The organism is Glycomyces xiaoerkulensis (genome assembly GCF_002798405.1).
Classification (GTDB): Bacteria; Actinomycetota; Actinomycetes; order Mycobacteriales; family Micromonosporaceae; genus Glycomyces; species Glycomyces xiaoerkulensis.
Genome location: NZ_PGGV01000038.1, coordinates 18,112 through 43,031 on the forward strand (window position 1 = coordinate 18,112; position 24,920 = coordinate 43,031).

27 protein-coding genes are annotated in these 24,920 nt (G+C 70.6%); 11 read left to right on the top strand and 16 right to left on the bottom strand.

Going from position 1 to position 24,920, the window contains the following annotated elements; translation table 11 throughout:
• Positions 1-67: 67 nt before the first annotated feature.
• Together trmB and CUT39_RS18715 are read right to left on the bottom strand one after the other, a co-directional pair.
• The gene (trmB, locus tag CUT39_RS18710) at positions 68-757 is read right to left on the bottom strand and encodes a tRNA (guanosine(46)-N7)-methyltransferase TrmB (protein WP_100448985.1); all 690 of its coding nucleotides are present in this window, start codon (positions 755-757) and stop codon (positions 68-70) included.
• Complete coding sequence (locus CUT39_RS18715) at positions 757-1,587, bottom strand: hypothetical protein (RefSeq protein WP_100448986.1); 831 nt, start codon at positions 1,585-1,587, stop codon at positions 757-759. Before CUT39_RS18715 ends, trmB begins: the two co-directional genes overlap by 1 nt.
• Positions 1,588-1,950: 363 nt before the next feature.
• Between CUT39_RS18715 and CUT39_RS18720 the strand changes: the two genes are divergently transcribed.
• Complete coding sequence (locus CUT39_RS18720) at positions 1,951-4,476, top strand: sigma-70 family RNA polymerase sigma factor (RefSeq protein ID WP_100448987.1); 2,526 nt, start codon at positions 1,951-1,953, stop codon at positions 4,474-4,476.
• Positions 4,477-4,535: 59 nt separating this feature from the next.
• Positions 4,536-5,036 carry a GtrA family protein gene (locus CUT39_RS18725; protein WP_100448988.1) on the top strand — a complete coding sequence of 167 codons (501 nt, stop codon included), beginning with the start codon at positions 4,536-4,538 and terminating at the stop codon, positions 5,034-5,036.
• Positions 5,037-5,114: 78 nt separating this feature from the next.
• On the opposite strand, the gene CUT39_RS18730 is transcribed toward CUT39_RS18725, so the two are convergent.
• From CUT39_RS18730 to CUT39_RS18740, 3 genes are all read right to left on the bottom strand, one after another.
• Entirely contained in the window at positions 5,115-5,639 is a 525-nt protein-coding gene (locus CUT39_RS18730) for a PH domain-containing protein (protein WP_100448989.1), read from the bottom strand.
• A gap of 230 nt (positions 5,640-5,869) precedes the next feature.
• On the bottom strand, positions 5,870-6,853 hold the full coding sequence (locus CUT39_RS18735) for a hypothetical protein (protein ID WP_100448990.1): 984 nt from the start codon (positions 6,851-6,853) through the stop codon (positions 5,870-5,872).
• A gap of 12 nt (positions 6,854-6,865) precedes the next feature.
• Positions 6,866-7,585, bottom strand: a complete 720-nt coding sequence (locus CUT39_RS18740; protein WP_157930830.1) for a biotin--[acetyl-CoA-carboxylase] ligase — start codon at positions 7,583-7,585, stop codon at positions 6,866-6,868.
• Between the two features lie 132 nt (positions 7,586-7,717).
• Here CUT39_RS18740 and CUT39_RS18745 point away from each other — a divergent pair, with 132 nt between their 5' ends.
• The 4 genes from CUT39_RS18745 (at position 7,718) to CUT39_RS18760 (ending at position 11,298) form a co-directional block, all read left to right on the top strand.
• Positions 7,718-9,292, top strand: a complete 1,575-nt coding sequence (locus tag CUT39_RS18745) for an acyl-CoA carboxylase subunit beta (RefSeq protein WP_198587275.1) — start codon at positions 7,718-7,720, stop codon at positions 9,290-9,292.
• Between the two features lie 190 nt (positions 9,293-9,482).
• Positions 9,483-10,442 (top strand): NYN domain-containing protein, encoded by a 960-nt coding sequence (locus CUT39_RS18750; protein WP_232805824.1) that lies wholly within the window; start codon positions 9,483-9,485, stop codon positions 10,440-10,442.
• Between the two features lie 8 nt (positions 10,443-10,450).
• Positions 10,451-10,708, top strand: coding sequence for an acyl-CoA carboxylase subunit epsilon (locus CUT39_RS18755; protein ID WP_157930831.1), 258 nt, complete (start codon positions 10,451-10,453; stop codon positions 10,706-10,708).
• Positions 10,705-11,298: a Maf family protein gene (locus tag CUT39_RS18760; protein ID WP_100448993.1), complete on the top strand. Its 594-nt coding sequence runs from the start codon at positions 10,705-10,707 to the stop codon at positions 11,296-11,298. Before CUT39_RS18755 ends, CUT39_RS18760 begins: the two co-directional genes overlap by 4 nt.
• A 62-nt stretch (positions 11,299-11,360) precedes the next feature.
• On the opposite strand, the gene CUT39_RS18765 is transcribed toward CUT39_RS18760, so the two are convergent.
• Both CUT39_RS18765 and CUT39_RS18770 read right to left on the bottom strand, forming a co-directional pair.
• Positions 11,361-11,903 carry a thioredoxin family protein gene (locus CUT39_RS18765; RefSeq protein WP_100448994.1) on the bottom strand — a complete coding sequence of 181 codons (543 nt, stop codon included), beginning with the start codon at positions 11,901-11,903 and terminating at the stop codon, positions 11,361-11,363.
• Positions 11,904-12,304: 401 nt separating this feature from the next.
• Positions 12,305-12,964, bottom strand: coding sequence for a MerR family transcriptional regulator (locus CUT39_RS18770; RefSeq protein ID WP_100448995.1), 660 nt, complete (start codon positions 12,962-12,964; stop codon positions 12,305-12,307).
• A gap of 94 nt (positions 12,965-13,058) precedes the next feature.
• On the opposite strand from CUT39_RS18770, the gene CUT39_RS18775 reads away from it, so the two are divergent.
• Both CUT39_RS18775 and CUT39_RS18780 read left to right on the top strand, forming a co-directional pair.
• Positions 13,059-13,751 carry a DUF2306 domain-containing protein gene (locus tag CUT39_RS18775; protein WP_100448996.1) on the top strand — a complete coding sequence of 231 codons (693 nt, stop codon included), beginning with the start codon at positions 13,059-13,061 and terminating at the stop codon, positions 13,749-13,751.
• A gap of 72 nt (positions 13,752-13,823) precedes the next feature.
• Complete coding sequence (locus tag CUT39_RS18780) at positions 13,824-15,965, top strand: HelD family protein (RefSeq protein WP_198587277.1); 2,142 nt, start codon at positions 13,824-13,826, stop codon at positions 15,963-15,965.
• Positions 15,966-15,979: 14 nt separating this feature from the next.
• On the opposite strand, the gene CUT39_RS18785 is transcribed toward CUT39_RS18780, so the two are convergent.
• The 3 genes from CUT39_RS18785 to CUT39_RS18795 all read right to left on the bottom strand — a co-directional run bounded on the left by CUT39_RS18785 (position 15,980) and on the right by CUT39_RS18795 (position 17,182).
• On the bottom strand, positions 15,980-16,585 hold the full coding sequence (locus CUT39_RS18785) for a hypothetical protein (RefSeq protein ID WP_100448997.1): 606 nt from the start codon (positions 16,583-16,585) through the stop codon (positions 15,980-15,982).
• A gap of 5 nt (positions 16,586-16,590) precedes the next feature.
• Positions 16,591-16,824 carry a hypothetical protein gene (locus CUT39_RS18790; RefSeq protein ID WP_100448998.1) on the bottom strand — a complete coding sequence of 78 codons (234 nt, stop codon included), beginning with the start codon at positions 16,822-16,824 and terminating at the stop codon, positions 16,591-16,593.
• A gap of 85 nt (positions 16,825-16,909) precedes the next feature.
• On the bottom strand, positions 16,910-17,182 hold the full coding sequence (locus CUT39_RS18795; RefSeq protein ID WP_100448999.1) for a hypothetical protein: 273 nt from the start codon (positions 17,180-17,182) through the stop codon (positions 16,910-16,912).
• Positions 17,183-17,575: 393 nt separating this feature from the next.
• Here CUT39_RS18795 and CUT39_RS18800 point away from each other — a divergent pair, with 393 nt between their 5' ends.
• Complete coding sequence (locus CUT39_RS18800; protein WP_198587278.1) at positions 17,576-18,319, top strand: MHYT domain-containing protein; 744 nt, start codon at positions 17,576-17,578, stop codon at positions 18,317-18,319.
• Positions 18,320-18,392: 73 nt separating this feature from the next.
• On the opposite strand, the gene CUT39_RS18805 is transcribed toward CUT39_RS18800, so the two are convergent.
• Positions 18,393-18,929 (bottom strand): hypothetical protein, encoded by a 537-nt coding sequence (locus CUT39_RS18805; protein ID WP_100449001.1) that lies wholly within the window; start codon positions 18,927-18,929, stop codon positions 18,393-18,395.
• 372 nt (positions 18,930-19,301) lie between these two features.
• Positions 19,302-20,189 carry a carbohydrate kinase family protein gene (locus CUT39_RS18810; protein ID WP_232805833.1) on the bottom strand — a complete coding sequence of 296 codons (888 nt, stop codon included), beginning with the start codon at positions 20,187-20,189 and terminating at the stop codon, positions 19,302-19,304.
• 197 nt (positions 20,190-20,386) lie between these two features.
• On the opposite strand from CUT39_RS18810, the gene CUT39_RS18815 reads away from it, so the two are divergent.
• On the top strand, positions 20,387-20,935 hold the full coding sequence (locus CUT39_RS18815) for a DUF4245 family protein (protein WP_100449003.1): 549 nt from the start codon (positions 20,387-20,389) through the stop codon (positions 20,933-20,935).
• On the opposite strand, the gene CUT39_RS18820 is transcribed toward CUT39_RS18815, so the two are convergent.
• Both CUT39_RS18820 and xseA read right to left on the bottom strand, forming a co-directional pair.
• The gene (locus CUT39_RS18820; protein WP_100449004.1) at positions 20,932-21,147 is read right to left on the bottom strand and encodes an exodeoxyribonuclease VII small subunit; all 216 of its coding nucleotides are present in this window, start codon (positions 21,145-21,147) and stop codon (positions 20,932-20,934) included. The genes CUT39_RS18815 and CUT39_RS18820 overlap by 4 nt on opposite strands.
• A complete protein-coding gene (gene xseA / locus CUT39_RS18825) occupies positions 21,147-22,346 on the bottom strand; it encodes an exodeoxyribonuclease VII large subunit (protein WP_100449005.1) in 1,200 nt (399 codons plus the stop codon). The genes CUT39_RS18820 and xseA overlap by 1 nt, the downstream gene beginning before the upstream one ends.
• A gap of 95 nt (positions 22,347-22,441) precedes the next feature.
• Here xseA and CUT39_RS18830 point away from each other — a divergent pair, with 95 nt between their 5' ends.
• A complete protein-coding gene (locus CUT39_RS18830; RefSeq protein WP_100449006.1) occupies positions 22,442-23,401 on the top strand; it encodes a 4-hydroxy-3-methylbut-2-enyl diphosphate reductase in 960 nt (319 codons plus the stop codon).
• A 260-nt stretch (positions 23,402-23,661) separates the two neighbouring features.
• Here the strand turns inward: CUT39_RS18830 and CUT39_RS20575 are convergent, their stop codons facing one another.
• Together CUT39_RS20575 and CUT39_RS20580 are read right to left on the bottom strand one after the other, a co-directional pair.
• Positions 23,662-23,952: a hypothetical protein gene (locus CUT39_RS20575; RefSeq protein WP_157930833.1), complete on the bottom strand. Its 291-nt coding sequence runs from the start codon at positions 23,950-23,952 to the stop codon at positions 23,662-23,664.
• A complete protein-coding gene (locus CUT39_RS20580; protein WP_157930834.1) occupies positions 23,949-24,353 on the bottom strand; it encodes a hypothetical protein in 405 nt (134 codons plus the stop codon). Before CUT39_RS20580 ends, CUT39_RS20575 begins: the two co-directional genes overlap by 4 nt.
• Positions 24,354-24,920: the final 567 nt, after the last annotated feature.

Genomic DNA, 24,920 nt, shown 5'->3' on the forward strand with positions numbered 1-24,920 from the left:
GCAGGGACTTCGACTGCGTTGCGGCCGTCACCGGGCGGCCGGCCGAGTGGTACGGGCGCCCGCGGATCTAACCGCCCCGTTTGCGGAAGACGAGGTCGAAGATCCTCCGCCCGGCGGCGACGCCGCGGCGTTCGAACTTCGTCACCGGGCGGTGGTCCGGGCGCGGGGCGAAGCCGTCGGCGGAGTTCTCCAGGGCCTCGTCGGCGGTGAGGACCTCGAGCATCTGCTCGGCGTAGTCCTCGATGTCGGTCGCGCAGTGCAGTACGCCGCCCTCACACAGCAGGTCGCGCATGGTCGCCACGTGGGCCGGCTGGATGATGCGGCGCTTGTGGTGGCGCTTCTTCGGCCACGGGTCGGGGAAGTAGACCCGGATCTCCTCGATCGAGCCCGGTCCGATCCCGTGCCACAGCAGCGGCAGGGCGTCGCCGGAGTAGACCCGCACATTGCCGAGGCCGCGCTCCTCGGCGCGGGCCATCAGGTCGGCCACGCCCTGCGGGTAGACCTCGACCGCCAGCAGGTCCCGCTCGCGGTCGGCGTCGGCCATCGCGGCCGCGGCCTCTCCGTTGCCCGACCCGATCTCCAGGATCAGCGGCGCGGTGCGCCCGAACAGCTTCGCGAAGTCGATCCGGCCGTCCGCCGGCTCCCAGTCCACGCCGTAGCGCGGCCACAGCCGCCGCATGGCCTCGTCGTGGCGGGGCTTCTTGCGGCCCTGGCGGAAGTTGAACGTCAGGATGTGCCGTTCGAGCTGCTCACTCATCACCGTTCGAGTTTAGCGGGGGACTCGTACGAGCGGCCCCGTACGCCGCCGGTGTGATCGCTGCGGCGCGCCTCCGGGCGGTGCGGCGGGTCCTCCGGCTCCTCGTGGAGCGTGCCGTTCTCGAACAGGAACGACTCCCGTCGGCCCTCCCCGGGCCGGTCGCAGTCCTCGTCGGCCCCGGGCTGCTCGGGCACGTAGGTCGGCGGCTCCTCCTCGGGGTACTCCGGCTCGGCGGCGAGCATCGCCCGCGCGGGGTGGGCGGCCTTGCTGCGCAGCAGCCGTTTCGCGCGCGAGCGCAGGTAGTACACGTAGGCGGCGAGGGCGGCGACCGAGATGCCCGCGCCCAGCCAGAATCCGGGCCCGGCGACGACGACGCCGAGCAGCTCGACCAGGGTCAGGGCGATGAGGACGTAGAGGACTCTGCGGTGGCGTCGGCGCCACCATTCGGCGCGCATCTTTCGAAGCCTGGCCGTCTCACGCATCTCGGGGTCCTCGCCGGTCAACGACTGGTCGAGTTCCAACCGTACCGAGTCGCCGCACCGAACGCCGCGCCGCTCCCATCGCCGGGCGTGGGCCGGGACCGCGCTCATCGGCGCGCCCCCGGCCGGACCCGTTGGGGGCGAAGGGTTCTCGTGGGGACCCCCCAGTTCGGGGGCGGGATGGGCCGCGGGCCGGCCGGGTCGGTGGGCCTCGCGCGCGAGCACGCGGGCGTCGGAGGCGGCGCGGTCGGCGATCATCCGCTCGTCGGGGTCGTACCGGCGCACCAGCGCCGGCGTCAGCGCGAGCAGACTGGTGGCCGCGAGCAGCGCCAGCAGCACCGAAGCGGGCATCTCTCACCTCCCGGGCGGTATTCGCGGTCTCGTGCGTTACACCACGGTACGCAAGAGCCTGGCATATTTCCGACAGTTGACCGGAAGCAGCCGTCACCCTATCGGGCGACGGGACGGTCACAATCGAGCCACAATCAGTGGGCTTGTTAGATATATGGGCTTAAATGCGTATTTTGCGGCTTCTCATCATGGTCTATTTCGCCTAATCTCTAGGCACAACCAGAACCGTAGTGGCTCGTTACTCAAGGGAGGCTCCGAAAAATACTCCCTTACGGATGAGGATCGAACGCCTCGCGACGTACCCGCCACCGAGCCCCCCGAATCCAACGAGCTCGGCGCCACCAGGAAGGAGCACCGGCGCGCATGCCCGAAACCTTTCCCGCCGGAGATTCCCCCAGCGTCGATTCACCACACCCCGACGTCCCCGGACAGCTCTCGGACCCCGAACTGATCGCCGCCACCCGGGCCGGCGACACCACCGCCTACGCGGTCCTGTACGAGCGCCACATCCACGCCGCCCGCCGGCTCGCCCGAGTCCTCGCCCAGGACGTAGCCGCCGCCGACGACCTGGTCTCCGAGACCTTCGCCAAACTGCTCCACACCCTCCAAGAGGGCCGAGGCCCCGAGCTGGCCTTCCGGCCCTACATGCTGCGCACCCTCCGCAACACCTTCTACGACCGGGTCAGGCGCGACAAGCGCATCGAGTACACCGACGACCTCAGCCAGCACGACTCCGGCGAGATCCAGCCCGACCCGGCGGTCGAGGGCCAGGAGCGCCGCTACGCGGCCCTCGCCTTCGGCAAGCTCCCCGAACGCTGGCAGATGGTGCTCTGGCACACCGAAGTCGAGGAGGAACCCCCGGCCAAAGTCGCCGCCATGCTCGGCATGACCGCCAACGGGGTGTCGGCACTGGCCTACCGCGCCCGCGAGAAGCTCCGCCAGAACTACCTCACCGAGCACGCCGCCGACGCCCCGCCCGACCGGTGCCGCTGGACGGTCGACCGGCTCGGGGCGCGGGTGCGCGGCAAGCTCGCCTCCCGCGACGCCGCCCAGGTCGATGAGCACCTCGACGGCTGCGTCTCCTGCAATCTGCTGTTCGCCGAGCTCAGCGAGCTGAACTCCGGTCTGCGACTCATCCTCGCCCCGATCGTTCTGGGCGCCTCGGCCACGCCGTACCTCGCCGCCGGGGTCGCCTCGGCCGCCGGCGTCGCCGTCGGCGGCGTCCTCGGCACCCTGGCCGCGCCGTTCGTCGCCGTCGGCAACTGGATCCGGCGGATCTTCCAGCAGTTCGGCACCAAGGGCAGTACGGCGGTCGGCACCGCCGCGGCCGTGGCCGCCGCGCTCGCGGTCTTCGCGCTCACCTCCGGCGAACCCGAGGAGCAGCCGCAGGCCACCGATGACCCGCCCGCCGCCACCGAGGACGACCCGGTCGCCGAGCCCGAACCCGAGCCCGAGGACGACCCCGACGACCCGGCGCCGGAGGAGCCCGGCCCGGACGACCCGCCCGACGAACCGCCGCCCGGCGCCGATCCCGAGGACCCGGAAGACCCGCCCGACGAAACCGAGTCGGACGACCCGCCCGCCGAGGAGCCGGAGACCTACACCATCGCCCACGACCTCGGCAACACCGGTCTGGTCGCCGGCGGCGAGGGAGTCCTTCCGATCGTTCTGGAAGAGATGCGGTCGGGCGGCGGCTACGTGCCCTCCACCGGTCGGGCGACCGAGTCCGGCGGAACCGGCACCCCCGCCGCCTGGGGCCAGACCGCGACCTCCAATGTCAAGCTGGACGTCACGCTCCCCGATGGCATCACGCTCGCCTCGTCCGAAGCGGCACCCGGCTGGAAGTGCGACGCCGCCGGCGCCGACGTCCGCTGCACCATCGGCGAGATGCCCGACCCGGCCGAAGCCCGGGTCCGCGTCGACATCGCCGACCGCGTCACCGGCTTCCAGACTTTCACCGTCGCCGTCGACGGGCCGGACATCAACGGGACCACCGAGCTGCGCATCGCGGTAGCGCCCGCCGGCGCCGAGGTGGGCTACGCCGGGCTCGAGGCCACCGGCGTCACCGCCTCCGGCAACACCTGGCTCACCTGCTCGCTCCCCGGCTGCCGCGAGGGCGCCGAAGGCGGCATCGGCGACCGCTACCCGATGAAGCCCTACAAACCCGGGCGCGGACACCCGCAGCCGCCCGCCGGGCAGGACGGCGAGTCCGTGAGCGGCGCCGTCCTCGACGTCCCCGCGGGCTCGGAAGTGCTGTGGGCCGGCCTGTACTGGGCCGGGGTCGACGACGACCTCCCGAGCGACGTCTCGCTCGCCGGACCGGACGGCTCGTGGACGGACCTCTCGGCCGGCGAGACCACCGACACCGATCCGGGCCGGCAGGCGTTCGTAGAGGTCACCGACCTGGTCGACGGGGGCGGCGAGCACTGGGTCGCCGTCGACAACCACCGGCTCCCCTCCTCCAAGTGCAAGCCCTGGCACCCCAGGGGGCACCCGCACTGCACCGATCCGCAATGGGCCGGCTGGTCGATCACCGTGGTCTTCGCCGAGTCCGGCGCCGAGAAGCGGGAGGTGGCCGTCTACGACGGGGCCCCGTCCGACGACGCCGAGATCGGGGTGCGGGGGCCGGGCGAGGTCACCGTCGCCCACACGCTGTGGGGCGGATCGGCCTACAACGCAGGCGACTCGCACGGCATCGGCGGCCACAACCTGGGCCAGCCGGCGCGGTCCCGCGCCAACGGCGCGCTGAACAACCCGCACTGGTACACCTTCGGCGTGGACGTGGCCGTCCACACCGTCGACCTGGACGAGGACGGCGTGATCCGGTACTCCCGGGGCGACGACCCGTTCATCGTGGGGGTCGTGGCCGTGGCCGGCCCGATCGATTGACAGCCGGAACCGCCACGGTCCCGGATCGAACCGAGGCGGAGCGGGTTAGGCTGTGAGCGATGCCGACCTCACCGCAGACCCCGCCGCGCATCCGCCCCGGCACACCGATCGCGCGCGCCTGGGACCTGTTCCGGCGGCACAGCGGCGAGCTCTTCCGCTTCGTCGGCGTCGGCGGCACCGCCTACCTGATCGATATCGGGCTGTTCAACCTCTGCCTGCTGGTGCTCGGATGGCCCGACTGGATCTCCAAGACCCTCGCGACCGCCATCGCCACCACCTGCGCCTTCCTGGGCAACCGGCACTGGACCTGGCGGGACCGGATCGGCAGCGCCGCAGCCCACCGCCAATACCTCCTGTACTTCTTCTTCAACGGCATCGGCCTGCTCATCGCCCTGGGGTGCCTGTGGGCCAACAACGGCCTGGCGCAGGTCTGGCCGGAGCACTTCGACAATCCGCTGGCCAAGAACATCGCCGCCAACGTCGTCGGGGTCGGCATCGCCTCGGCGTTCCGCTTCTACGCCTACCGCACCTGGGTGTTCCGCCGCCGCCAGGAGGCTTAGTCCCGACCCACCGGATCCTTCCGGTCTCGGACGGAAGAAAGGCCCGGCAGCGGCTGCCGGGCCTCGCAATCGTTCCGATCAGGCGCCGTCGCCGGAGGCGGCGCGGCGGCTGCGGTCGTCCTCGGCGAGCTGGTAGATGGTCGCCTTCACCGTGTCGACCTTGGGGACGTCGATGAGCTCGATCTCGCCGTCGTCGGAGGCGGAGTCGATCTTCAGGTCCCCGTATCCCAGGATCCGCTCGACGATCGACTGAGTGTAGGAGACGGTGTTGACCCGCCCGAGCGGGATGTGCCGACTCTCCCGGGTGATCATCCCGACCCGCCACATGACGCGCTGGTCGGTGATGACGTAGTGGGTCGTCTGCCAGGCGATCCACGGGATGACCGAGAGCCACACGATCAGGCCGAGGAAGACGACGACCTCGCCGAGAATGACCCAGGTCTTGATCGACCAGTCGGTGCCGGTCGTGTAATAGACGGCGATGGCCGCGAGGAGCAGGAAGACGACGAACCAGAGGACGGGCCCGACGGCCTCCTTCCAGTGCGGGCGAGTGTGGAGCTTGACCTCTTCGCCGCGGGCAAGCTGATCGTCGGGATACCCCACTGCGTGACCTCCAGGAGTGAAAAAACGGGCTGTGCGAATTGACGGCTCGCGAGCCTCTCGCCGAAGCGGGCGAGTCGTGAATTGGCCCGGCCGTGGGTGGGCGGTTGTCGATACTTCTGCACAGTACAACACCGCGTCAGCCCGCGGGGACACCAGTTTCGAGTCCCGGCCGCGCGCAGGTCCGTCCCGAACGGCCGCCGCTCCGGATACGACCGTCCAGATGCGGCACCCTAGGCGACCCACCCGTGCTTCGCCGCGTGCCAGCCCAACTGGATGCGGGTGTCGACGTCGGCCTGGTCCATCAGGTCCCGCACCCGGCGCTGCACGGTGCGCAGGCCGATGCCCAGTTTGGAGGCGATGGACTGGTCGGTCAGACCGGCGATGAGCAGACTCAGCAGCAGCGCATCGTCTTCGTCGATGTCCGGCTCCTCGTCCCGGTCCGCCGACGGGGCCGGGATCGACGTCTCCCACAACTGCTCGAACAGGGTGGTCGCGAGCTGCACGATCGACTTGTTGGAGGTGATGATGGCCCGCGCCCGGCCGGCGCCGGGGTCCTCGATCATCGTGGTGCGGTCGTCGACGATCAGCAACTTGAGCGGCAGCCGCCCCGCGAAGCGGACCTCGTCGCCCCAGTCGATCGACTGCCGCAGATGCGCAGCCTCGGGGGAGGATTCGAGGACCTCGCGGTCGAACAGCAGCCGGCAGCGCACGCCGCGCTCGAGCATCTCGCGGTGCCGCTCGCCGTCCGGGACCGCCGCGATGATCGGCGGCTTGACGAAGGTCCGCACGCTCTCCTCGGCGGTGGCGCGGAGTTGGTCGAGCCGCGACCTGATCGCCACGGCCCCGGTGACCTGCTCCCAGCGGCCGCGGTCGTCGCGTCCGCCCTGTCCGGGGCCGGTGCGGTGGATCTCCAGCAGCTCCCGCAGCGATTCGTATCCGGCGCGGACCGTGCTCAACTGCTCGGCCAGGCGCCCGCCCAGCACGACGTCGGGCGCGACGGCGCGGTGGCGGGAGTCGGCGATCATGGTGGCGAAGCCGCCGTCGACGAGCTCGCCGAGGGCGGCGCGGACCTGCGCCAGGCCCATCCCCGCCTCGGAGGCCAGTTGGGAGACCGAGGCGTCGGCCTTGGACAGCAGCAGCCGGTAGAGGCGCTCGGCGTCCGCGCCGAGTCCGGTGGGCGCCGGGTCGGGTTCGACTGGTGCGTCCTCGGTCAAATCCGCTGCTCCTCAATCGCGTCGGCGGAGGTGGACCACGTCGCCCGCGGCGACCGTCAGCACCTCCTCGCCGCCCTCGCCTTCGCCTCGCCGGACGACCAGGCGGCCGTCTTCGGCTATGTCGACCGCGGTGCCTGCCACCTTGCGGCCGTTGGGGAAAGATACCTCAATGAATCTTCCTAGCGTCGCCGAATACTCGCGCCAGCGGGCCACCACGTGCGATGGTCCCTCCTCGTTCCAGGTGCGGTAGACGGCCGCGAAGTGGGCCAGGAATGCCGCGGCGATCTTCTCGCGGTCGAGGGTGGCGGCCCCGCCGAGCAGCAGCGAGGTCGCGTCGGGAGCCGGAAGTTCGGCCTCGGTCAGCGACACGTTCAGGCCGATCCCGATCACGACCGCTCCGTCCTCGACCGAGGCGAGGATCCCGCACACCTTCCGGCCTTCGAGCAGGACGTCGTTGGGCCATTTGAGCCTCACCGACACCCCGGCGACGGCGCGGAGCGACTCCTCCAGCGCGACCGCCGCGGCCAGGCTCAGGGTTCCCCATTGCTCCGGCGGCGCGGCCGGACGCAGCAGCATCGACATCGTCAGGCCCGCGTGGATCGGGGATTCCCAGGACCGGTCGAGCCGACCGCGGCCGCGCGTCTGCCGCTCGGCGATGAGGATCCGGCCCTCCTCGGCGCCGTGCCGCGCCGCTTCGGCCAGGTCGGCGTTCGTGGATCCAGTGATATCCACCACATCAAGCTCGGTCCAGAAATCGGACTTCTCCCGCAACCGGGACCGGAGTCCCCGCCGGTCCAGTGGAGTTCGCGCTGGTGTGCTCACGCACCTAGAGTAGTGGCCGCCCCAGCGGTTACGATCCGAGTCGTGACCGACATCGACATCCACACGACCGCCGGGAAGATCGCCGACCTCTCCGCGCGCCGCGACGAGGCCGCCACCGGCAACCCCCGGGCGATCGAGAAGCAGCATGAGAAGGGCAAACGCACCGCCCGCGAGCGCCTGGAGGCGCTGCTCGACGAGCGGTCGTTCGTCGAACTCGACGCGCTCGCCAGGCACCGCTCGACCAACTTCGGGATGGAGGCCAACCGCCCCTACGGCGACGGCGTCGTCACCGGCTACGGGACGATCGACGGCCGCGAGGTGTGCGTGTTCGCCCAGGACTTCACCGTCCTCGGCGGCTCGCTCGGGCAGGTCTCGGGCGAGAAGATCACCAAGGTCCAGGATCTGGCGCTGCGCACCGGCCGGCCGCTGATCGGCATCTCCGACTCCGGCGGCGCCCGGATCCAGGAGGGCGTGGCCTCGCTGGGCGGCTACGGCGACATCTTCTTCCGCAACGTTCGCGCCTCGGGCGTGATCCCGCAGATCTCGCTGATCATGGGCCCGTGCGCGGGCGGCGCGGTCTACTCGCCGGCGATCACCGACTTCACCGTCATGGTCGACCAGACCAGCTACATGTTCATCACCGGTCCCGACGTGGTCCGCGCCGTCACCGGCGAGGACGTCGGCATGGAGGAGCTGGGCGGCGGCCGCACCCACAACGCGGTGGCCGGCAACGCCCACTACCTCGCCGGCGACGAGGGCGACGCGCTCGAGTACGTCCAGCACCTGCTGAGCTACCTGCCGTCGAACAACCTCGACGAGCCGCCGCTCTACGAGTCCAAGGACGTCGAGCTGGACCTGACCGGCACCGACCATGAGCTCGACACCCTGGTCCCGGACTCGGCCAACCAGCCCTACGACATGCACAAGGTGCTGCACGCCGTGCTCGACGACGGCGAGTTCCTGGAGACCCAGGAGTTGTTCGCCAAGAACATCGTCACCGGATTCGGCCGCCTCGACGGCCGCCCGGTCGGCATCGTGGCCAACCAGCCGATGCACTTCGCCGGGACGCTCGACATCGATGCCTCGGAGAAGGGCGCGCGGTTCATCCGCTTCTGCGACGCGTTCAACATCCCGGTGATCACCTTCGTCGACGTGCCGGGATTCCTGCCGGGCACCTCGCAGGAGCACGACGGGATCATCCGGCGCGGCGCCAAGCTCATCTACGCCTACGCCGAGGCCACCGTCCCCAAGCTGACCGTGGTCGTCCGCAAGAACTACGGCGGCGCCTACTGCGTCATGGGCTCCAAGCACGTCGGCGCCGACGTCAACCTGGCCTGGCCGACCGCCGAGATCGCGGTCATGGGCAGCCAGGGCGCGGTGAACATCCTCTACCGGCGCGATCTGGCCAAGGCCGACGACGAGCAGGCCAAGCGCGCCGAGCTCATGGCCGAGTACGAGGAGAAGCTGAACAACCCGTACGTCGCCGCCGAGCTGGGCTACATCGACGCGGTCATCCAGCCGCACGAGACCCGCGCGCAGCTCGCGCGGGCGCTGCGCATGACCGGTTCCAAGCGCGACGAGCTGCCGGCGAAGAAGCACGGGAACATCCCGCTCTAGCGGCGGCCGGGTCCCGCGCGTCCGCGGCGGCACGCGGGGCCGAGCGCACCACTCCCACCTCACAAGCCGTATCCGGGTACCGTCTTAGGGAGCCGGGGGAAGCGGGACATTTCGTCCCGCCCGAGATTGGGAGTGGGCCATGACACAGACCGTAGGGATGCTTCCTGGGCATTGGACCAGGCGGTACGCCATGTTGATCGACGTGGGCTACCTCTATGCGGCCGCGGGAGAGCTGCTGCTCGACGCGAGCTCGCGCAAGGACTACCGCGTCGACGCCGAGAAGGTCATCGGATCGCTCATGGAGCGGGCGGCGCGGCACATCCCCGACGGCGAGGTGCTGCGTCTGTACTGGTTCGATGCCGCGCGCGACCGGGTGCCGACGGTCGACCAGCGCGTCATCGCCAACATGGAGTACGTGAAGGTCCGGCTGGGCAACCTCAATTCGCGCGGCCAGCAGAAGGGCGTCGACGCCCAGATCCGCTCGGATCTGGAGCTGCTGGCCCGCCACCGCGCGATCCACGAGGCGATCCTGTTGGCCGGAGACGAGGACATGGTGCCGGCCGTGGAGGTCGCCCAGGCCTACGGCGTGCGGATCCACCTGTGGGGCGTGGAGCCGCCTTACGGGACCAATCAGGCCGAGCGCCTGGTGTGGGAGTCGGACACCGTGGAGACCATCGACGCCGAGGAACTGAAGCCCTATTTCGTCAAGAGCGGCACCGCCGCGCAGGCGACCCGGGGCATGGTCGGGGCGCCGGTCGCCGAGCCGGAGCCGAGCGTTCCCAGCCCCGCGGCGGTGTTCGGCCACCGCGAATCGGTCGCGGTGACCATGAACGCCGCCGACGCCCTGGCCGAGGCCGAGTCCGCCCGTCCCAAGTTCGTACGCACCCAGCAGACCGGTGAGAAGCTCGATCCGGAGACGGTCAGGTCGGTGGGGGAGTACGTGGGCCACAAGTGGCTGCTGACCCGCGGCGCCGACAACGTCGCCGACCTCCTGCCCGGTCCGCAGCTTCCGACGGTCATCGACAAGGAGCTCCTTGTGGAGGCCGAGAAGGAGCTCGGTTACTCTCTACGCGACCACCCCGAAGCCCGGATCTGGGTCCGCGACGGCTTCTGGGAGAGGGTCCACCGCGAATTCGACATCGAGGAGTGAGCGAGCCGATGACCACAGAGCTCCAGGGACTCCGGGAGGAGTCCGCCGGAGAGCCCGTACTCCGGGTGATCCGGGGCCGTCCCTCCGACTCGGAACTTGCGGCCGTCGTGGGCGCCGTCCTGGCCCTGCCGCGCGAGGAGGAGCCGGACGAGAACGGCGGACGGCGCCGCCGCGCCGCCTCCTGGGCCGACCCGGGGCTGCGGTTGCGGGTGCGGCGCTCCTGGCGCGACACCTCGGTTCCGGCGCGGAGGGGCATGGACCGGTGACGAGGACGTTCGTTCTGGCCTCGGCCTCGCCGGCCCGGCGCGAGCTGCTGACCGCCGCGGGCATCGAGCCCGAGGTGGTGGTCTCGGGGGTCGACGAGAGCCGGGTGATGGGCCATGATCCGGCCGAGCTCGCCTGTACGCTTGCCGAGCTCAAGGCCGGGGCGGTGCTCGACATGGTCGGGCCGCGGGCGCTCGTGCTCGGCTGCGACTCGGTGCTGCACTTCGGCGGCGAGATCCTCGGCAAGCCCGAGAGCGCCGAGGAGGCGACCTCGCGGTGGAAGCGGATGCGCGGCCGGACCGGGACGCTCCACACTGGGCACTGCCTGATCGATCCGGAGGCCGACCGGAGGATCGTGCGGTCCTCGGGCACGGTGGTGCACTTCGCCGAGGCCTCCGACGCCGAGATCGCCGCGTACGTCGCGACCGGGGAGCCGCTGCACGTGGCCGGCTCGTTCACGCTCGACGGGTACGGCTCGGCCTTCATCGACCGGATCGAGGGCGACCCCGGCACGGTCATCGGACTGTCGATGCCGCTGCTGCGCGTCATGCTCGGCGAGCTCGAGATCGCCCTGACCGATCTGTGGCGCTAGCGCGGCGAGCGGACCGCCGCCGGGCAGTGTCGGCCGACGGCGCCGGTCCGCTCAGCGGTCGGTCACTCGCGCCACTTGATGCCGCAGCCGGTGGACGGGTGGTGCGGCTCGGGGACCGGTTCGCCCTTGCGCACGTGCTCGACGGCGGTGGCGAGGTATTCGCCGGTGAGTTCGACGCCGTTGCGGGGGGTGGAGCCGTCGAAGGCGCCCCGGTAGGCGAGCTTGCGGTCGGGGCCGTAGAGGAAGAAGTCGGGGGTGCAGGCGGCGTTGTAGGCGCGGGCGACTTCCTGGGACTCGTCGACCAGGTACGGGAAGTCCCAGCCTGCGCGGGCGACCTGCTCGGCGAGTCCGGACGGGGCGTCGTCGGGGTAGTTCTCGGCGTCGTTGGAGCAGATCGCCACCACGTCGAGGTCGGCCTGCCCGGAGACGAACGACCCGAATGCCTGCTCGATGTGCTTCACGTACGGGCAGTGGTTGCAGACGAAGGCGATCAGCAGGGCCGGAGCGTCGAAATCGGACAGTGACCGGTCGGTCCCGTCGAGGTCCGGGAGCGTGAAGTCGGGGGCGGGGGTGCCGAGCGGAACCATCTGCGAGTTGAGAGCCACGGGTTTTGCTCCTAGTTTGAGACTGCGTTTCCGGGGCCAATCCTAGCCCGCTCCGGGCGATCGAACCGGGGCGAAACCGGCCGGAGGCCGAGATCCGGGGAGCCGCACTGCCGTCGGCGCGGGGCCGTGGGGCGGCGGGGCCCCGGGCCAGGTGATCGGAGCCCCGCCGCAGGCCGCCCGTCTACCCCACTTGTCGGGCGGCCCCCCTGGTGATGGAAGCGAAGTCTCATGTCGAGCAGCGACTTCATATGGCCGTTCCATCACTTGAGTGCGCAGAAATACCGTACAGCGGCATAATCAACTTGCGAAGTCAAAAACCCGACAGGTGCAGACATCATGATGCTTGCATAAGCAGGGACGCGCGGGTGTAGGTGCGCAGGCAGGGAGTCGCCCCCAGAGGGTTACCGGTCGTCCGCGAACCCGTGTCGTTTATCGGACTGTTTGAAATGCAGCGCCGAGGTCTCGACCTGGGCGATCCTCCGGAGCGCCCCGAACAGGGCGTCGCCGAACACGGTCCCGACGATCATCGTCTCCAGGACCTCGTCGCGGTCGCTGCGGGCCTTCAGAACAGCGATGTCGGCAGCCGCCACGAGGTTCGCCGCCCGGGCGTACTGGTCGGCCCGGTCGATCAGCTCCTCCAGTCCGAGCAGCCGCAGAGTGCCGACGACCTCGGCCAGGGTCGCGATCTGGTGGTGGTCGCGAGTCATCCTCGTCCAGCCGTTGCGCTCGGCGATCGCCATCGCCGTGTCCAGGTCCGCGGGTGCGGTGGCTTCGTGCTGGTCCTGCCGAGCGCTCAGTGCGGCACCGACGATGCCGAGACGGCTGCCCAGGTCGCGATCGGGGGAATCGACCTCGGACAGCACCTCCCGGACCTTGGCGATCGGCAGCGATCCGATCTCCACCAGGGCGCGTACCAGCCGCAGTCGCCTGACGTGTCCCTCGTCGTAGCTCACCTGGTTGCTGCTGATCCGCTCGCCGCCGGACAGGAGCCCTTCCCGCACGTAGTACTTGATGGTCGGCGTGGGAACGCCGGTCCTGGCGCTGAGCTCTCCGATTCGCATTGCTCCTTCATACCGGAGGCGGACTCGATGGCCGAGAGGTTTTCTGATAGTTTAACTATCGATAGTTTAACTGACATCGAGGAGTCCGCCCCCCATGACCGCACTCACCGACTCGAAGCGACCCACCGGGAACCGCCGCGGGCGCATCGCGGCCGTCGTCGTCGCCGTCCTCAGCGTCGGCATCGCCCTCTGGGCGGTTCCGCGCTACCTCGTCCCCGGCGCCGAACCCCGGATCGAGTACCGCGACGACGTCGCCGTCCATCTGCCGATCCTGTCCTTCCACGCCGCCACCGGAGGACTGGCCCTGATCCTGGGGCCGTTCCAGTTCTTCCGAGGCATCCGCCGCAGGCACCCGAAGGTCCACCGCGCGATCGGCCGCACCTACCTGCTCGCGGGAGTCCTCCCCGGCAGCCTCAGCGGGATCGTGGTGGCGCTCCTGACCACCGCCGGTCCCATCGCCATGACCGCCTGGGTGATGCTGGACGTGGCCTGGTTCTACTCCGCCTACCGCGCCTTCGGCGCCGTCAGAGCCGGGAGGATCGCCGAGCACGAGCGCTGGATGATGCGGAACATGGCCTTCACGTTCGCCGGAGTCACCCTGCGCGCCTACCTCGGGCTGTTCATCGGCCTCCAGATCCCGCTGCTGGGGCCGGTCTACTCCGGAGACTTCGAGAGCCTCTTCGCGACCGCCTACACCGGAGCCGCGGTCGCCTCGTTCCTGTGCAACTGGATGTTCATCGAGATCTACCTGCGGCGCCGGCGAACCGCCGCGCCCGGCCCGGCGTGAGGACCGATTCCCGGACGGGCGGCGTTTCCACGCGCTAGGCTGGTTCGTTCCCGAATTCGAGCGAGGAGCGCCGTGTCCGAGAAACCAGGCCCAGTCGACGTCGAACACCCCCAGGACGCCGACACGTCCCACGCCGTGCCGGCACCCGACCCCGCCAACACCTCTGAGCAGGAAGTCGCGATCGAGCAGGAATTCGTCGACCGCGTCTACGACCGCGTCGAGGTGCTCCGCGCCGACGCCGAGACCCACCGCCAGGCCGGGTTCGCCCACCGCGACGCCACCGTCCCCGGCGCGCAGTTCGAGCGGGACGTCTTCGTCTACCGCGCCGCCCGCCGCATCGCCGACCTCGACTCCCAGCACGAGGGCCTGGTGTTCGGGCGCCTCGACTTCGAGGACGGCCGCGTCCGGCACATCGGTCGGCTCGGCGTGCGCGACGAGGAGTACCGGCCGCTCCTGGTCGACTGGCGCGCACCGGCGGCCGCGCCGTTCTACCAGGCCACGGCCGTCGACCGCCAAGAAGTGGCGCGGCGCCGGGTGATCCGCTCGTTCGGAAGGACCGTCGAAGAGGTCAGCGACGACCTGCTCGACGAGGACGCCGCCGACCGGCTGCCGGTCATCGGCGACGGCGCGCTCATGGCCGCCCTGGGACGCAAGCGCACCGGCAGGATGCGCGACATCGTCGCCACCATCCAGTCCGAGCAGGACGCCGCGATCCGTGCTCCCGGCAGAGGCGCCACCCTGATCACCGGCGGTCCGGGCACCGGCAAGACCGTGGTGGCGCTGCACCGCGCCGCCTACCTGCTCTACCAGGACCGGAGCCGCTACGAGGCCGCCGGAATCCTCGTCGTCGGGCCGTCGGCGGTGTTCATGCGCTACATCGGCCGGGTGCTGCCGAGCCTGGGCGAGGAGACCGCCGCGCTGTACTCGCTCGGCGAGCTCTACGCCGGCGTGGAGGCCACCCGCCAGGACCGGCCGGAGGTGGCCGCCGTCAAGGGCGGCACCGTGATGCTGCCCGTCCTGCGGCGCCTGGTGCGGCAGACCCCGCCGGGCGCACCCGACGAGCTGCGCCTCACCTACAAGGGCGAGGTGTTCCGGCTCGACGCCGCCGAACTGGCCGCCGCGCGCGCCCGCGTGTTCGAGAAGGAGCAGCGCCCGAACCTCGCCAAGACCGAGGCCGGGCGCGCCCTGCTGGTCGCCCTGTGGCGCAAGGTCAAGCCGGTGATCCCGGAGATCGAGCCGGCGAAGTTCTCGCGGGAGCTCGGCTCCCGCGGCGAGTTCCTGGCCTTCCTGGACCACTGGTGGCCCGACCTCGACCCGGCCGAGGTGCTCGGCTGGGGCGCCGACCCGAACCGCCTGGCATCGGCCGCCGAAGGCCACCTGAAACGGCACTCGATCGAGGCGCTGGCCGAGTCCCTCGGCGAGCCGGACTTCTCGATCCCGGACGTGGCGCTGCTCGACGAGCTCCGCGTCCTGCTCGGGGTCAAGCCCGAGCCGCAGCACCGCGAGCGCATCCGCACCTGGAGCGGCGTGGAAGAGGTCTCGACGACCCAGGACCGCTACTACGAACGCACCGAGCGGCAGCCCCGAGATGCCTTCTACGAGGACTACGCCCACGTGATCGTCGACGAGGCCCAGGACGTGTCGCCGATGCAGTGGCGCGCCCTCGGACGCCGCGGCGGCGCCGCCGGCTGGACGATCGTGGGCGACCAGGCCCAGTCGAGCTGGCCGCGCCCGAAGGAGAGCGCCGCGGCCCGCAAGCGGGCGGTCCCGCGCGGCAGAATCCACGAGTTCCACCTGACCAAGAACTACCGCAACTCCAAGGAGGTCTTCGAGTACGCGGCCGAATGGGCGAAGCCGCGCCTGGACCCGTTGGACCTGCCCGAGGCGGTCCGCGAGACCGGGGTGGAGGTCGCCGAGCGGACGGTCGCGACCGACGCGCTCCTGCCCGAGGTCGCCGGGGCGGTCGCCGAAGCCCTGGACGCGGTCGAGGGCACGGTCGGCATCATCGCGCCCTACGACCGCCACGGGGAGCTGTCGGCCGCGGTCAACGACGACCGGGTGACCCTGGTCGGACCGCTGGAGTCCAAGGGCCTCGAATGGGACGCCGTGATTGCGGCCGATCTGGAGGGGATAGCGACCGGGCACGGCCCGGGGGTCGCCTACGTGGTCCTGACCCGCGCCACCCAGCGTCTCACCAGGGTCGACGTGGTCTGATCCGGGCGGGACGCTCAGGTCGGTGCGGATCGGCGGCGCAGCGCGAGATGGATCGCGCCGATCGCGAGCAGGCCCGCGACCAGCACGGCGGTGGGGAGCCAGGAGAGGTCGGGTCGGGTCTCGCCGTCGATCGATCGCCACTGCGTACCGCTGTGGAGCGGCATCCGCTCGCTCCAGTGGACGCTCGTGTACCGGGCGACCCGGTCTCCCGGCTCCAGTGCATCCGATACCGGAGAATCCGCCGGGAGGTCCTCGTAGCTGATCAGGTCAGGGGAATCGTACGAATACCCGTTCGCGCGGCATTGTTCGACCAGGCCGAAGCCCGTCGGAGGACGTTCGCACGCCTCGACCGACAGGACCTCGAAGGCGATGGAGCTCCGTTCGCCGGTCGGCGCACCGTAGGCGGTCTGGATCGCCGAGGCGAGGTTCACGAGAACGAGTATCGAGAGGAGTCCACCGATCGTCGCCAGGCGCCGACGGTGCGCGGGCTTCGGCCTGGAGCCGGGGACGGGCCAGGGAGGGGTCGCCCTGAAGACCGCCGCCGCACCGAGGCCGATGACGGCGAGGATCGGGAGGGCGAATGCTGCAAGGACGGCGATATCGGTGAGCGGTTCCAACATGAGGGCTATTCGGCGGCCCTCCTGCGCCTGGACCTGGCGACCAGCCACCAGACGAAGAGGGCGGCGCAGACGATACCCGGGCCCATGTGGACCGCGTAGGCGCCGATCAGGGTGGGGCCGCCCCAGTCGTTCTCGTAGGTGGAGGGGTCGGAGGCGTCGCGGGTGAACGGGTCGATCGCCGCGCGCACTACGAGGTAGCCGCCGACGACGAAGGCCGAGAACTGCAGGATTCGTTTCACGAGGGTCGTTCCAGGGTGTCGGTCGGGTGTTCGTTCCGAGGACCCGGCGAGCCTACTTGGAGGCCGGGGGAGGCCGGGGAAGCCGTCACCGAGCCGTGGCGATCCGGATCGGCCGCCCGACCGCCTCGCTGAGGCTGCGCCGGAAGCCTTCGTCCTCGGCGCAGGTGCGGAAGATCGCCTCGGCGAAGTCCTCGATGCCGAGGCGGCCGAGTTCGGCCCGTTCGAGTTCGGGTTCGTCGGCGAATCGGCGGCGGACCAGGTCGGCGGCCTGCCGGATCGCCGTGCCGCTGCCTTTGACGACCGCTTCGGTCGCCTTGCCGGCCGCCGCGGCGGCGACCGAGATCAGAACCGCTTCCATGGGTGTAGTTCCTTTCCGGTGGCTTTGGAGTCAGTTTAGGCCTATGCGGCGATCGGCACGGTTCCCGCGAATGCGGCGCCGTAGCGGGGACTCCCACGAATGGGTGAAGTCGGGCCGGTTCGGAGGGCCGTCCCGGTGAAAGTCATGCATCCACTTAGACGTGCCGACGGGTCGGGTGGAACCGGGTTTCACCAGGGCGAACGCCGCCCGAGCGCCGACCTTGAGCGCCCTCGTTCGATGAGCGGACGACCGGATACATCATTCCGGTGAGATGAATGTCGCTCGCTTCGACGATGTCCCCACGGCTCGCATGCTGTAAGAATGTCCAGTGGGACCACCATTCCCTTCGGCCCCTCAGAAAACTCCCGGCACTTGGTTAACGGAAGTAATCCGATGATCGAACACTTCTCCCACGGCTACATCACGCTCCTGGTCGCATTCGGCGTATCCATGACCGGCAGCGCCGTCGGCCTGCTGCTCACCCGCCGCGCCCGGCAGTCGGACCGACCCGGCCGCCGTGTCCCCTGGCTCCTCGGAGCGGCCTTCGCCATCGGCGGCGTCGGCATCTGGGTGATGCACTTCGTGGCGATGCTCGGCTTCGCCGTAGACGGGGCCACCGTCCGCTACGACCCGCTGCTGACCGCGCTCAGCGCGGTCATCGCGGTGGCGGTGGTCGGCTGCGGACTGCTCATCATCGGCCTCGGCCGCTACAACGCCCTCAAGCTCGTATCGGCCTCCCTGCTCACCGGCCTCGGCGTGGCCGCGATGCACTACACCGGCATGGCCGCGCTCACCGCGAACATCGAACTCCACCACGACCCGGCCTACGTCTGGTCGGCGATCGGCATCGCCATCGCCGCCTCGGGGACGGCGCTCTGGCTGGCCTGGCGGCTCGACCGGGCGGCGTCGATCTGGCTCGCCTCCGGGGTGATGGCGCTGGCGGTCAACGCGATGCACTACACGGCCATGCTGGGGGTGCGGACCGGAGCCGCGAGCGGCGGACCGGTCATCGGCGTCGAGTCGTGGCACCTGATCTTCCCGATGGCCACCCTGACGGTGTTCGTGATGCTGATCCTGATCTACGTGGTGGCCACCGAGCCGCCGCTGCGCGAACCCGGTATGAACCGGGCGGGCTGACAGCGGCGGCCGCCGAGCGCCCGGCTCGCTACCTACCGGCCATCGAACGGGGGCGGGCGCTCGGCGGTCCCGTTCAGCAGTCCCACAGCCGCCGCATCGGGGCGAACCCGAGCTTCGGCAGCCGGAGGAAGTCCAGCGCGCCCGCGTCCCAGCAGGCGGCGGTCCGGACGGGAATGGTCGGCGCGGACGGGATCGGCTGGAGCGCGAAGTTGATCATGATCGCCCCCCGCTCCAGCTCCTCGGAGTCCAGCGCGACGCGCCCGTGCCAGCCGTCCTCGGTGATCAGGACGCTCCTGGTGGGATCGGGGAGCTCGGCACTGATGACGGCGCGGGTGCCGATCGCGAGGCACAGCTCGGTCGCCACCGCCAGTTCGCTCGCGTAGTCGCACCGCATGGCGAAATCGATGCCCGCCTGCATCTCGGTGCCGAACGAGGACCCGGCGGCGATGCCGGACTGGATGATGACGTCCAACTCCGGGCCGTCGTAGGTGTCGAGCTCGAAATCGGCCCCGGCGAAGACGTTGGCCGGATGCAGCCCCCATTGCTCGATGACGGCCCGCTTGACGACGGCCGGAGAGGTCGAACTGTCGAAGTTGATCAGGTAGTCCATGGCGCGGTTCCTCGCATGATGCTTGGTTGACATCAGTCGACTCGCCGCACGCTCCACCGCCCTGGTGTGGCGGGAGCGCGTGGGAGAGGCGTATTCGGGCGCACGGCACTGTGGCGCTGGGCGGAGGCGGGTTCGGCCGCGTCCGCTCGGATTATCGATGGGGTTCGGGGCACGTCCGGGCCTGATTACTCGGACGTCGCCGACGGGCACCAGCGGATCCGTATGCGCGGTATGTTCGGCGGTGCCATCCATGTTGGCAGTTGAAGGTTCAATCGGCAACGGGCCTGTGGTGCGTCCCTCTTTCGTGGGACGAGATTCACTCGCTCGGCTTAGGCGCGGTACCGGTTCGGCCACGCCCCGATCCTATGCCTCTCAGGGCGCTCCCGGCACCGTACAGGCCTGAGCGGCGATCTGGCTGGCGTACCGCAGTGCCGCGGCCACCACCGTGCGGTTGCTCCAGGCCGCGATCCGGTCCACCCGCATCCAGCCGGCCGAGGTCAGCCAGCCCAGGAGGCCGGAGGTGAACGTGTCGCCGGCGCCGATGGTGTCGGCGATCTCGACCTGCGGGGCGGGCATCTCGGTGACGTGCCTGCGGTGGAACGCCACCGACCCGGCGTCCCCGAGCGTCACCACCACCAGCTCCGGCCCGAGTTCGAGCCACTCGTGCGCCACCTTGTCGACATCGGTGTCCGGGTAGATCTGCGCGAGGTCGGTCTCCGAGACCCGCACCAGGTTCGACAGCCCCACCAGCCGCTCGGTGCGGCGCCGCACGGCGTCGGCGTCGCCCATCGCGCTCAACCGGATGTTCGGGTCGAATGAGATCGGCACCGCCCGCCGGGAGCGGTTGACCCAGTGCTCGATCACCCGGGCCGCCGGCTCGATGTAGGCCGCCAGGGATCCGAAATGGACCACGTCCACCTTCGATGCCTCCGGCTGCGGCAGCTTCTTGCTGCTCCAATCGAAATCGGCGGTCCCGGTGGTCCAGTAGTCGAAGCTCGCGTCCCCGCTCCGGTCGACCACCGCCAGCGCCAGGGTGGAGGACAAATCGGTCCGCTCCAGGTATTCGCGATTGACCCCGGTGGCGATGTGGCGCCGCCACACCTGCCGGCCGAAGTGGTCGCCGCCCACCGACCCGACCAGCGCGGTCGGCACCCCGCGCCGGGCCAGAGCCACCGCCACGTTCGCGGGACCGCCGCCGCACGTGGGCCGCAACTGGCCGCCCGGTGCGGGTACGAGGTCGATCACGTTCTCGCCTGCCACGAGAATCAACGGGGACTCCTTCCGGTCGATCGGGCATATGGAGTTTCGCTGAGGGTATTGCAAGCGGCTGCCCGGCCGTTCGGCGCGGCCTGTGGACAACCGTCGTCCCGCGATCGGGCCTTGCGGAGCGCGACGGATGCGCCACCCGCGGGTGGGGTGCCGCCGGGCCGTCGCGGCGGGTCGTTCAACATGGGGTCATGTCCAGCGATGACCTCAAGATTACGGGCGCGTCTCACACCCGCCCCAAGCAGCGTCGCCTGCGCGACATGGTGCTGTCGCTGGCGGTGCTGCTGGTGCCGCTGGGGATCTTCTTGGGCGTGTGGCAGTGGGCGGCCGACGACCGACAGGTCAGCGTCGCCGACACCTCGGCCGACTACGCCGCCGCCGAGGGCCTGGGGCTGGCTCCGGTGCATCCGGAGCTGCCGGAGCAGTGGCGGCCGATCTCCAGCGCGCTCGCCGCCGGCGAGGAGGCGGTCACGCTGCGGACCGGCTGGTACTCCCCGGAGGGCGCCGGGCTGCAACTGGTGCAGACCGACGGGGAGGCGGCCGAGGTCAACGAGGCGGTCGCCGGTGCGGGGGAGCCGGTCGAGGCCGCCGGGATCGAATGGTCCTCCTACGACATCCCCGAGGGCGAGGCCTGGGTGATGGAGTCGGAGCGGTTGACGGTGATCCTCACCGCCGAGACCGACGGGATCGCCGAGCTGCCCGAGCTGGCGGCGGGCGTCGCCGCCGGTCTGGGCTCCTAACCTTCCTCCTGCTCGTCCTCGTCGCTCCGGGTGCGGGCCTCGAGCCGCTCGCGGGCGCCCTCGAGGTGGGCCCGGCACCGGTCGGCCAGCGCCTCGCCGCGTTCCCACAGGGCGAGGGACTCCTCCAGGGTCGCGCCGCCCGCTTCGAGCCGTTCGACGGTGGCGACCAGTTCGGCGCGGGCGTCCTCGTAGGTCAGGTTCTCGTCGGCCATCAGTCCTCTTCCTTCTCGGTGACGGCCGCCGTCAGGCCGCCGGCGGCCAGTCTGACTCGGATGCGCTCGCCGGCGTCGGAGGCGTCGCGCAGGATCTCGCCCGAGGCGGCGTCGGTGACGATCGAATAACCGCGGTCGAGTGTCGACTTCGGGGAGAGGGTGCGGAGCCGCGCCCGCAGATGTTCGAGCTCGTCGGTCGAGCGCTCGAGGCGGGCCCGGACGCGGGTGCGCATCCGGTGGGTGAGGTTCTCGACCGCTTCGGCGCGCGATTCGAGCATGGTCTCGGGCCGGGCCAGGACCGGGCGGGCGCGCATCGCCGCGAGCCGGTCGGACTCGCGGGTGAGGATCGCGTTCACCGCCTGGCGGAGGCGGGTGCGGCTGATGTTGAGTCCGCGCTGCTCCTCGGCGAGGTCGGGAACGATCTTCTTGCCGGCCTCGGTGGGGGTGGAGGCGCGCCAGTCGGCGACGTAGTCGAGCAGGGGCGTGTCGGGCTCGTGGCCGATCGCCGAGACCACGGGGGTGGCGGCGTCGGCGACGGCGCGGCACAGGGTCTCGTCGGAGAACGGCAGCAGGTCCTCCATGGAGCCGCCGCCGCGGGCGATGACGACGACCTCGATGTCGGGGTCGGCGTCGAGCTCGGCCAGCGCCGCGCACACCTCGGGCACGGCCTTGGTGCCTTGGACGGCGACCTGCCGGACCTCGAAGTCGACCGAGGGCAGGCGGGATCTGGCGTTCTTGAGCACGTCGCGCATCGCGTCGGACTCGCGACCGCAGATCAGCCCGATCCGGTACGGCAGGAACGGCAGCGCACGCTTGCGTTCGGCCGCGAACAGGCCCTCGGCGGCCAGGAGCCGTTTGAGCCGCTCGAGGCGGGCGAGCAGCTCGCCGAGGCCGACCTGGCGGATCTCGCGCAGGTGCAGCGACAGCGTGCCGTTCTTGTCCCACCACTGGGCCTTGGCGCGGACGATCACCTGCGCGCCGTCGCGCAGCGGCGGGTCGGCGGCCGCGGCGGTGCCGGAGAAGTCGACCACCCGCATCGAGACTTCGGCCGAGGGGTCGCGCAGGGTCAGGTAGACGACGCGGCCGCGCCGGTTGATCTGGGTGATCTGGCCCTCCGTCCACACCTCGCCGAGGCGCGCGACCCAGTCGCCGATCTTTTTGGAGATCACCCGCAGCGGCCAGGGGTTCTCGGCGCTCATCGGCGCATCCGGTCCGGTGCGTGGCGCTGCGTCGGTCACGTCGCCAGCCTAACGGCAGGCTGTGACGTGGCGGACGAGACCGTTACCATCGAGGTGTGGCTGACCCGAAACGAGTGTTGCTCGCCAAACCGCGCGGTTACTGCGCGGGCGTGGACCGGGCCGTGGAGACCGTCGAGAAGGCGCTGGAGCTCTACGGCGCCCCCGTCTACGTCCGCAAGGAGATCGTGCACAACCGCCACGTGGTGGACACGCTCCGGGACAAGGGCGCGGTCTTCGTAGAGGAGAATGATGAGGTCCCGCCCGAGTCGGTGGTGGTCTTCTCCGCCCACGGCGTGGCGCCCGAGGTCCACGACCAGGCCGCCGACCGCCGCCTCAAGGCGATCGACGCGACCTGCCCGCTGGTGACCAAGGTCCACAACGAGGCCCGCAGGTTCGCGCGCGACGACCACGACATCCTGCTGATCGGCCACGAGGGCCACGAGGAGGTCGTCGGCACCTCCGGGGAGGCCCCCGAGCACATCACGCTGGTCGACGGCCCGGAGGCGGCCGACCGGGTGGAGGTCCGCGACCCCGAGAAGGTGGTCTGGCTGTCGCAGACGACCCTGTCGGTCGACGAGACCATGGAGACGGTCGACCGGCTCAAGAAGCGGCTGCCGATGCTGCAGGACCCGCCGAGCGACGACATCTGCTACGCCACCCAGAACCGCCAGCAGGTGGTCAAGGAGCTCGCCGGCGACTGCGACGTGGTGATCGTGGTCGGCTCGGAGAACTCCTCGAACTCCAAGCGCCTGGTCGAGGTCGCCGTGCAGCACGGCGCCAAGACCGGGTACCTGGTCGACTTCGCCAGCGAGATCGACGACGCCTGGCTGGAGGGCGCGGACACGGTCGGCGTCTCCTCGGGCGCGTCGGTCCCCGACGACCTGGTCGACGACGTCCTCTCGCGCCTGGCCGAGCACGGCTTCACCGACGTCGAGGAAGTCGAGCCGGTCACCGAGAAGATCACCTTCCAGTTGCCGCGCGAACTGACGCGCGACATGCGAGCCGCCGAAGCCTGAGCCGGGGCCGGTTGCCGACGATCCGGCAAGCTCACGGGCGGAGCCCGTCCCTTTGCAGCCTGGCTTCCCCTATGGCCGCTGGGGCGATTCGCGGCCTCGCGCCGCATTCGAGGCGGGGATTCCCATCGGAGTCCCTTCTCGGCACCGGACGCCGTAGCACAGGACAACGACCACGGGCCAAGGGACCCCGGCTGCAAAGGGATGGGCTCCGCCCATGAGCTTGCCCGCTCACCGCACGGCGCCGTCCCCGAGCACCTCGTTCATCCTTCGCAGTCGCGGAAGGTGCCGAGCCAGATGCGGACGCCTGCGGCGATGAGCGGCCCGGCTTGGCCTCCGGCCCAGTCGGCGTGGGCCGGTTCGGACAGCACCAGGCGGGGCGAGTCGCCGTCGAGTCCGACCACCGAGCCGAGTCCGGGCGGGTCCTGTCCGCACAGCAGCAGCCGGAGCCGGTGCTGCCCGATCGGCCAGGAGTACTGGACGAGGCGGCCGTCCACGCTCTTGACCCCGAGGACGGGGAGCCCGGCCGTGTCGGTGTCGGTGTGCGTCCTCATGCGGCACCGCCCGGGGCGATAGCGGCGATCGGTCGCCGCCGTCCGTCCAGCCCGGGTGAGATCGGGACGATCAGGTATCGGGACCCGTCGGGGCGGGTGTGGAGGCCGGGCGCGTTCGGATCCGGCTCGGGCGGCTCGGCCGGGGGCGTGGTGGTCTGCGGTTCGGACTGGCCGTCGCAGTCCCGGCCTTCGCGGTCGTCGCGGTCGGTGAAGTAGGCGGTCCAGGCCAGGCCGGAGGCGAGAGCGGCCAACATGAGGTAGGCAAGACCGAGCAGTTGCAGCAGCCGTCTGCCGGTGCGGGGCTCGGGGTCGGGTTTGGTATCGACTTCGGGCTGCTCGAACGAGATGCGCCAGGCGTAGGACGGTTCGGGCTGAGGCGGGCGGCGGGCCGAGTGCGGCACGGGTCGCCCGGCCGGGAGTCTCCAGGGCTCCCACGGAGCGCGCGGACGCGGTGCGCCGGGCGTGGCCGGGCGCGCCCAAACCGGGGTCGCGGAGGTGGGACGAGCGGCGGTCCACTCGATCGAGGCGGCGTTTCGTGCTGGTGTGCATGCGGAGTTTTCGCGTAGCCTGACAGAGACCAAGGGAGGTATTCCTTCCGATGGTTACTGGGGCGGCCCGCCAGTCTGTTTGGCGATGGAAGGGCGGGCCGCCGCTTCCTATTCAGTTCGCTGCGCTGGGCGCGTGTCGAAACTGTGGCATCGGGGCCAGATCCGAGTCAAGGACGACACGCCCAGCCGTGCGAAGATTGACTAGACGCACCGCGGGGCCGGGAGAGTGAATCTCCCGGCCCCGCGACGTGTTCACAGAGCTCCCGCCCGACACTCGGCCCTGGACGACGCTGAGGACGATGTCGACGGTGACGTCTCACACCGTGCCAACGTCTGCTGCATCGTCATGGACCGGAACCACGACCTAAGAAGTCCTTTCTGCAACGCCGGCCAGCTCAGTCCCGGCGCGTCCTATCTGTC

Excerpts from the sequence above, each read along its gene's own strand:
- trmB (WP_100448985.1), bottom strand. The coding sequence starts at position 757 with ATGAGTGAGCAGCTCGAACGGCACATCCTGACGTTCAACTTCCGCCAG.
- CUT39_RS18715 (WP_100448986.1), bottom strand. The coding sequence starts at position 1,587 with ATGCCCGCTTCGGTGCTGCTGGCGCTGCTCGCGGCCACCAGTCTGCTC.
- CUT39_RS18720 (WP_100448987.1), top strand. The coding sequence starts at position 1,951 with ATGCCCGAAACCTTTCCCGCCGGAGATTCCCCCAGCGTCGATTCACCA.
- CUT39_RS18725 (WP_100448988.1), top strand. The coding sequence starts at position 4,536 with ATGCCGACCTCACCGCAGACCCCGCCGCGCATCCGCCCCGGCACACCG.
- CUT39_RS18750 (WP_232805824.1), top strand. The coding sequence starts at position 9,483 with ATGTTGATCGACGTGGGCTACCTCTATGCGGCCGCGGGAGAGCTGCTG.
- CUT39_RS18755 (WP_157930831.1), top strand. The coding sequence starts at position 10,451 with ATGACCACAGAGCTCCAGGGACTCCGGGAGGAGTCCGCCGGAGAGCCC.
- CUT39_RS18770 (WP_100448995.1), bottom strand. The coding sequence starts at position 12,964 with ATGCGAATCGGAGAGCTCAGCGCCAGGACCGGCGTTCCCACGCCGACC.
- CUT39_RS18775 (WP_100448996.1), top strand. The coding sequence starts at position 13,059 with ATGACCGCACTCACCGACTCGAAGCGACCCACCGGGAACCGCCGCGGG.
- CUT39_RS18785 (WP_100448997.1), bottom strand. The coding sequence starts at position 16,585 with ATGTTGGAACCGCTCACCGATATCGCCGTCCTTGCAGCATTCGCCCTC.
- CUT39_RS18795 (WP_100448999.1), bottom strand. The coding sequence starts at position 17,182 with ATGGAAGCGGTTCTGATCTCGGTCGCCGCCGCGGCGGCCGGCAAGGCG.
- CUT39_RS18800 (WP_198587278.1), top strand. The coding sequence starts at position 17,576 with ATGATCGAACACTTCTCCCACGGCTACATCACGCTCCTGGTCGCATTC.
- CUT39_RS18805 (WP_100449001.1), bottom strand. The coding sequence starts at position 18,929 with ATGGACTACCTGATCAACTTCGACAGTTCGACCTCTCCGGCCGTCGTC.
- CUT39_RS18815 (WP_100449003.1), top strand. The coding sequence starts at position 20,387 with ATGTCCAGCGATGACCTCAAGATTACGGGCGCGTCTCACACCCGCCCC.
- CUT39_RS18820 (WP_100449004.1), bottom strand. The coding sequence starts at position 21,147 with ATGGCCGACGAGAACCTGACCTACGAGGACGCCCGCGCCGAACTGGTC.
- xseA (WP_100449005.1), bottom strand. The coding sequence starts at position 22,346 with ATGAGCGCCGAGAACCCCTGGCCGCTGCGGGTGATCTCCAAAAAGATC.
- CUT39_RS20575 (WP_157930833.1), bottom strand. The coding sequence starts at position 23,952 with ATGAGGACGCACACCGACACCGACACGGCCGGGCTCCCCGTCCTCGGG.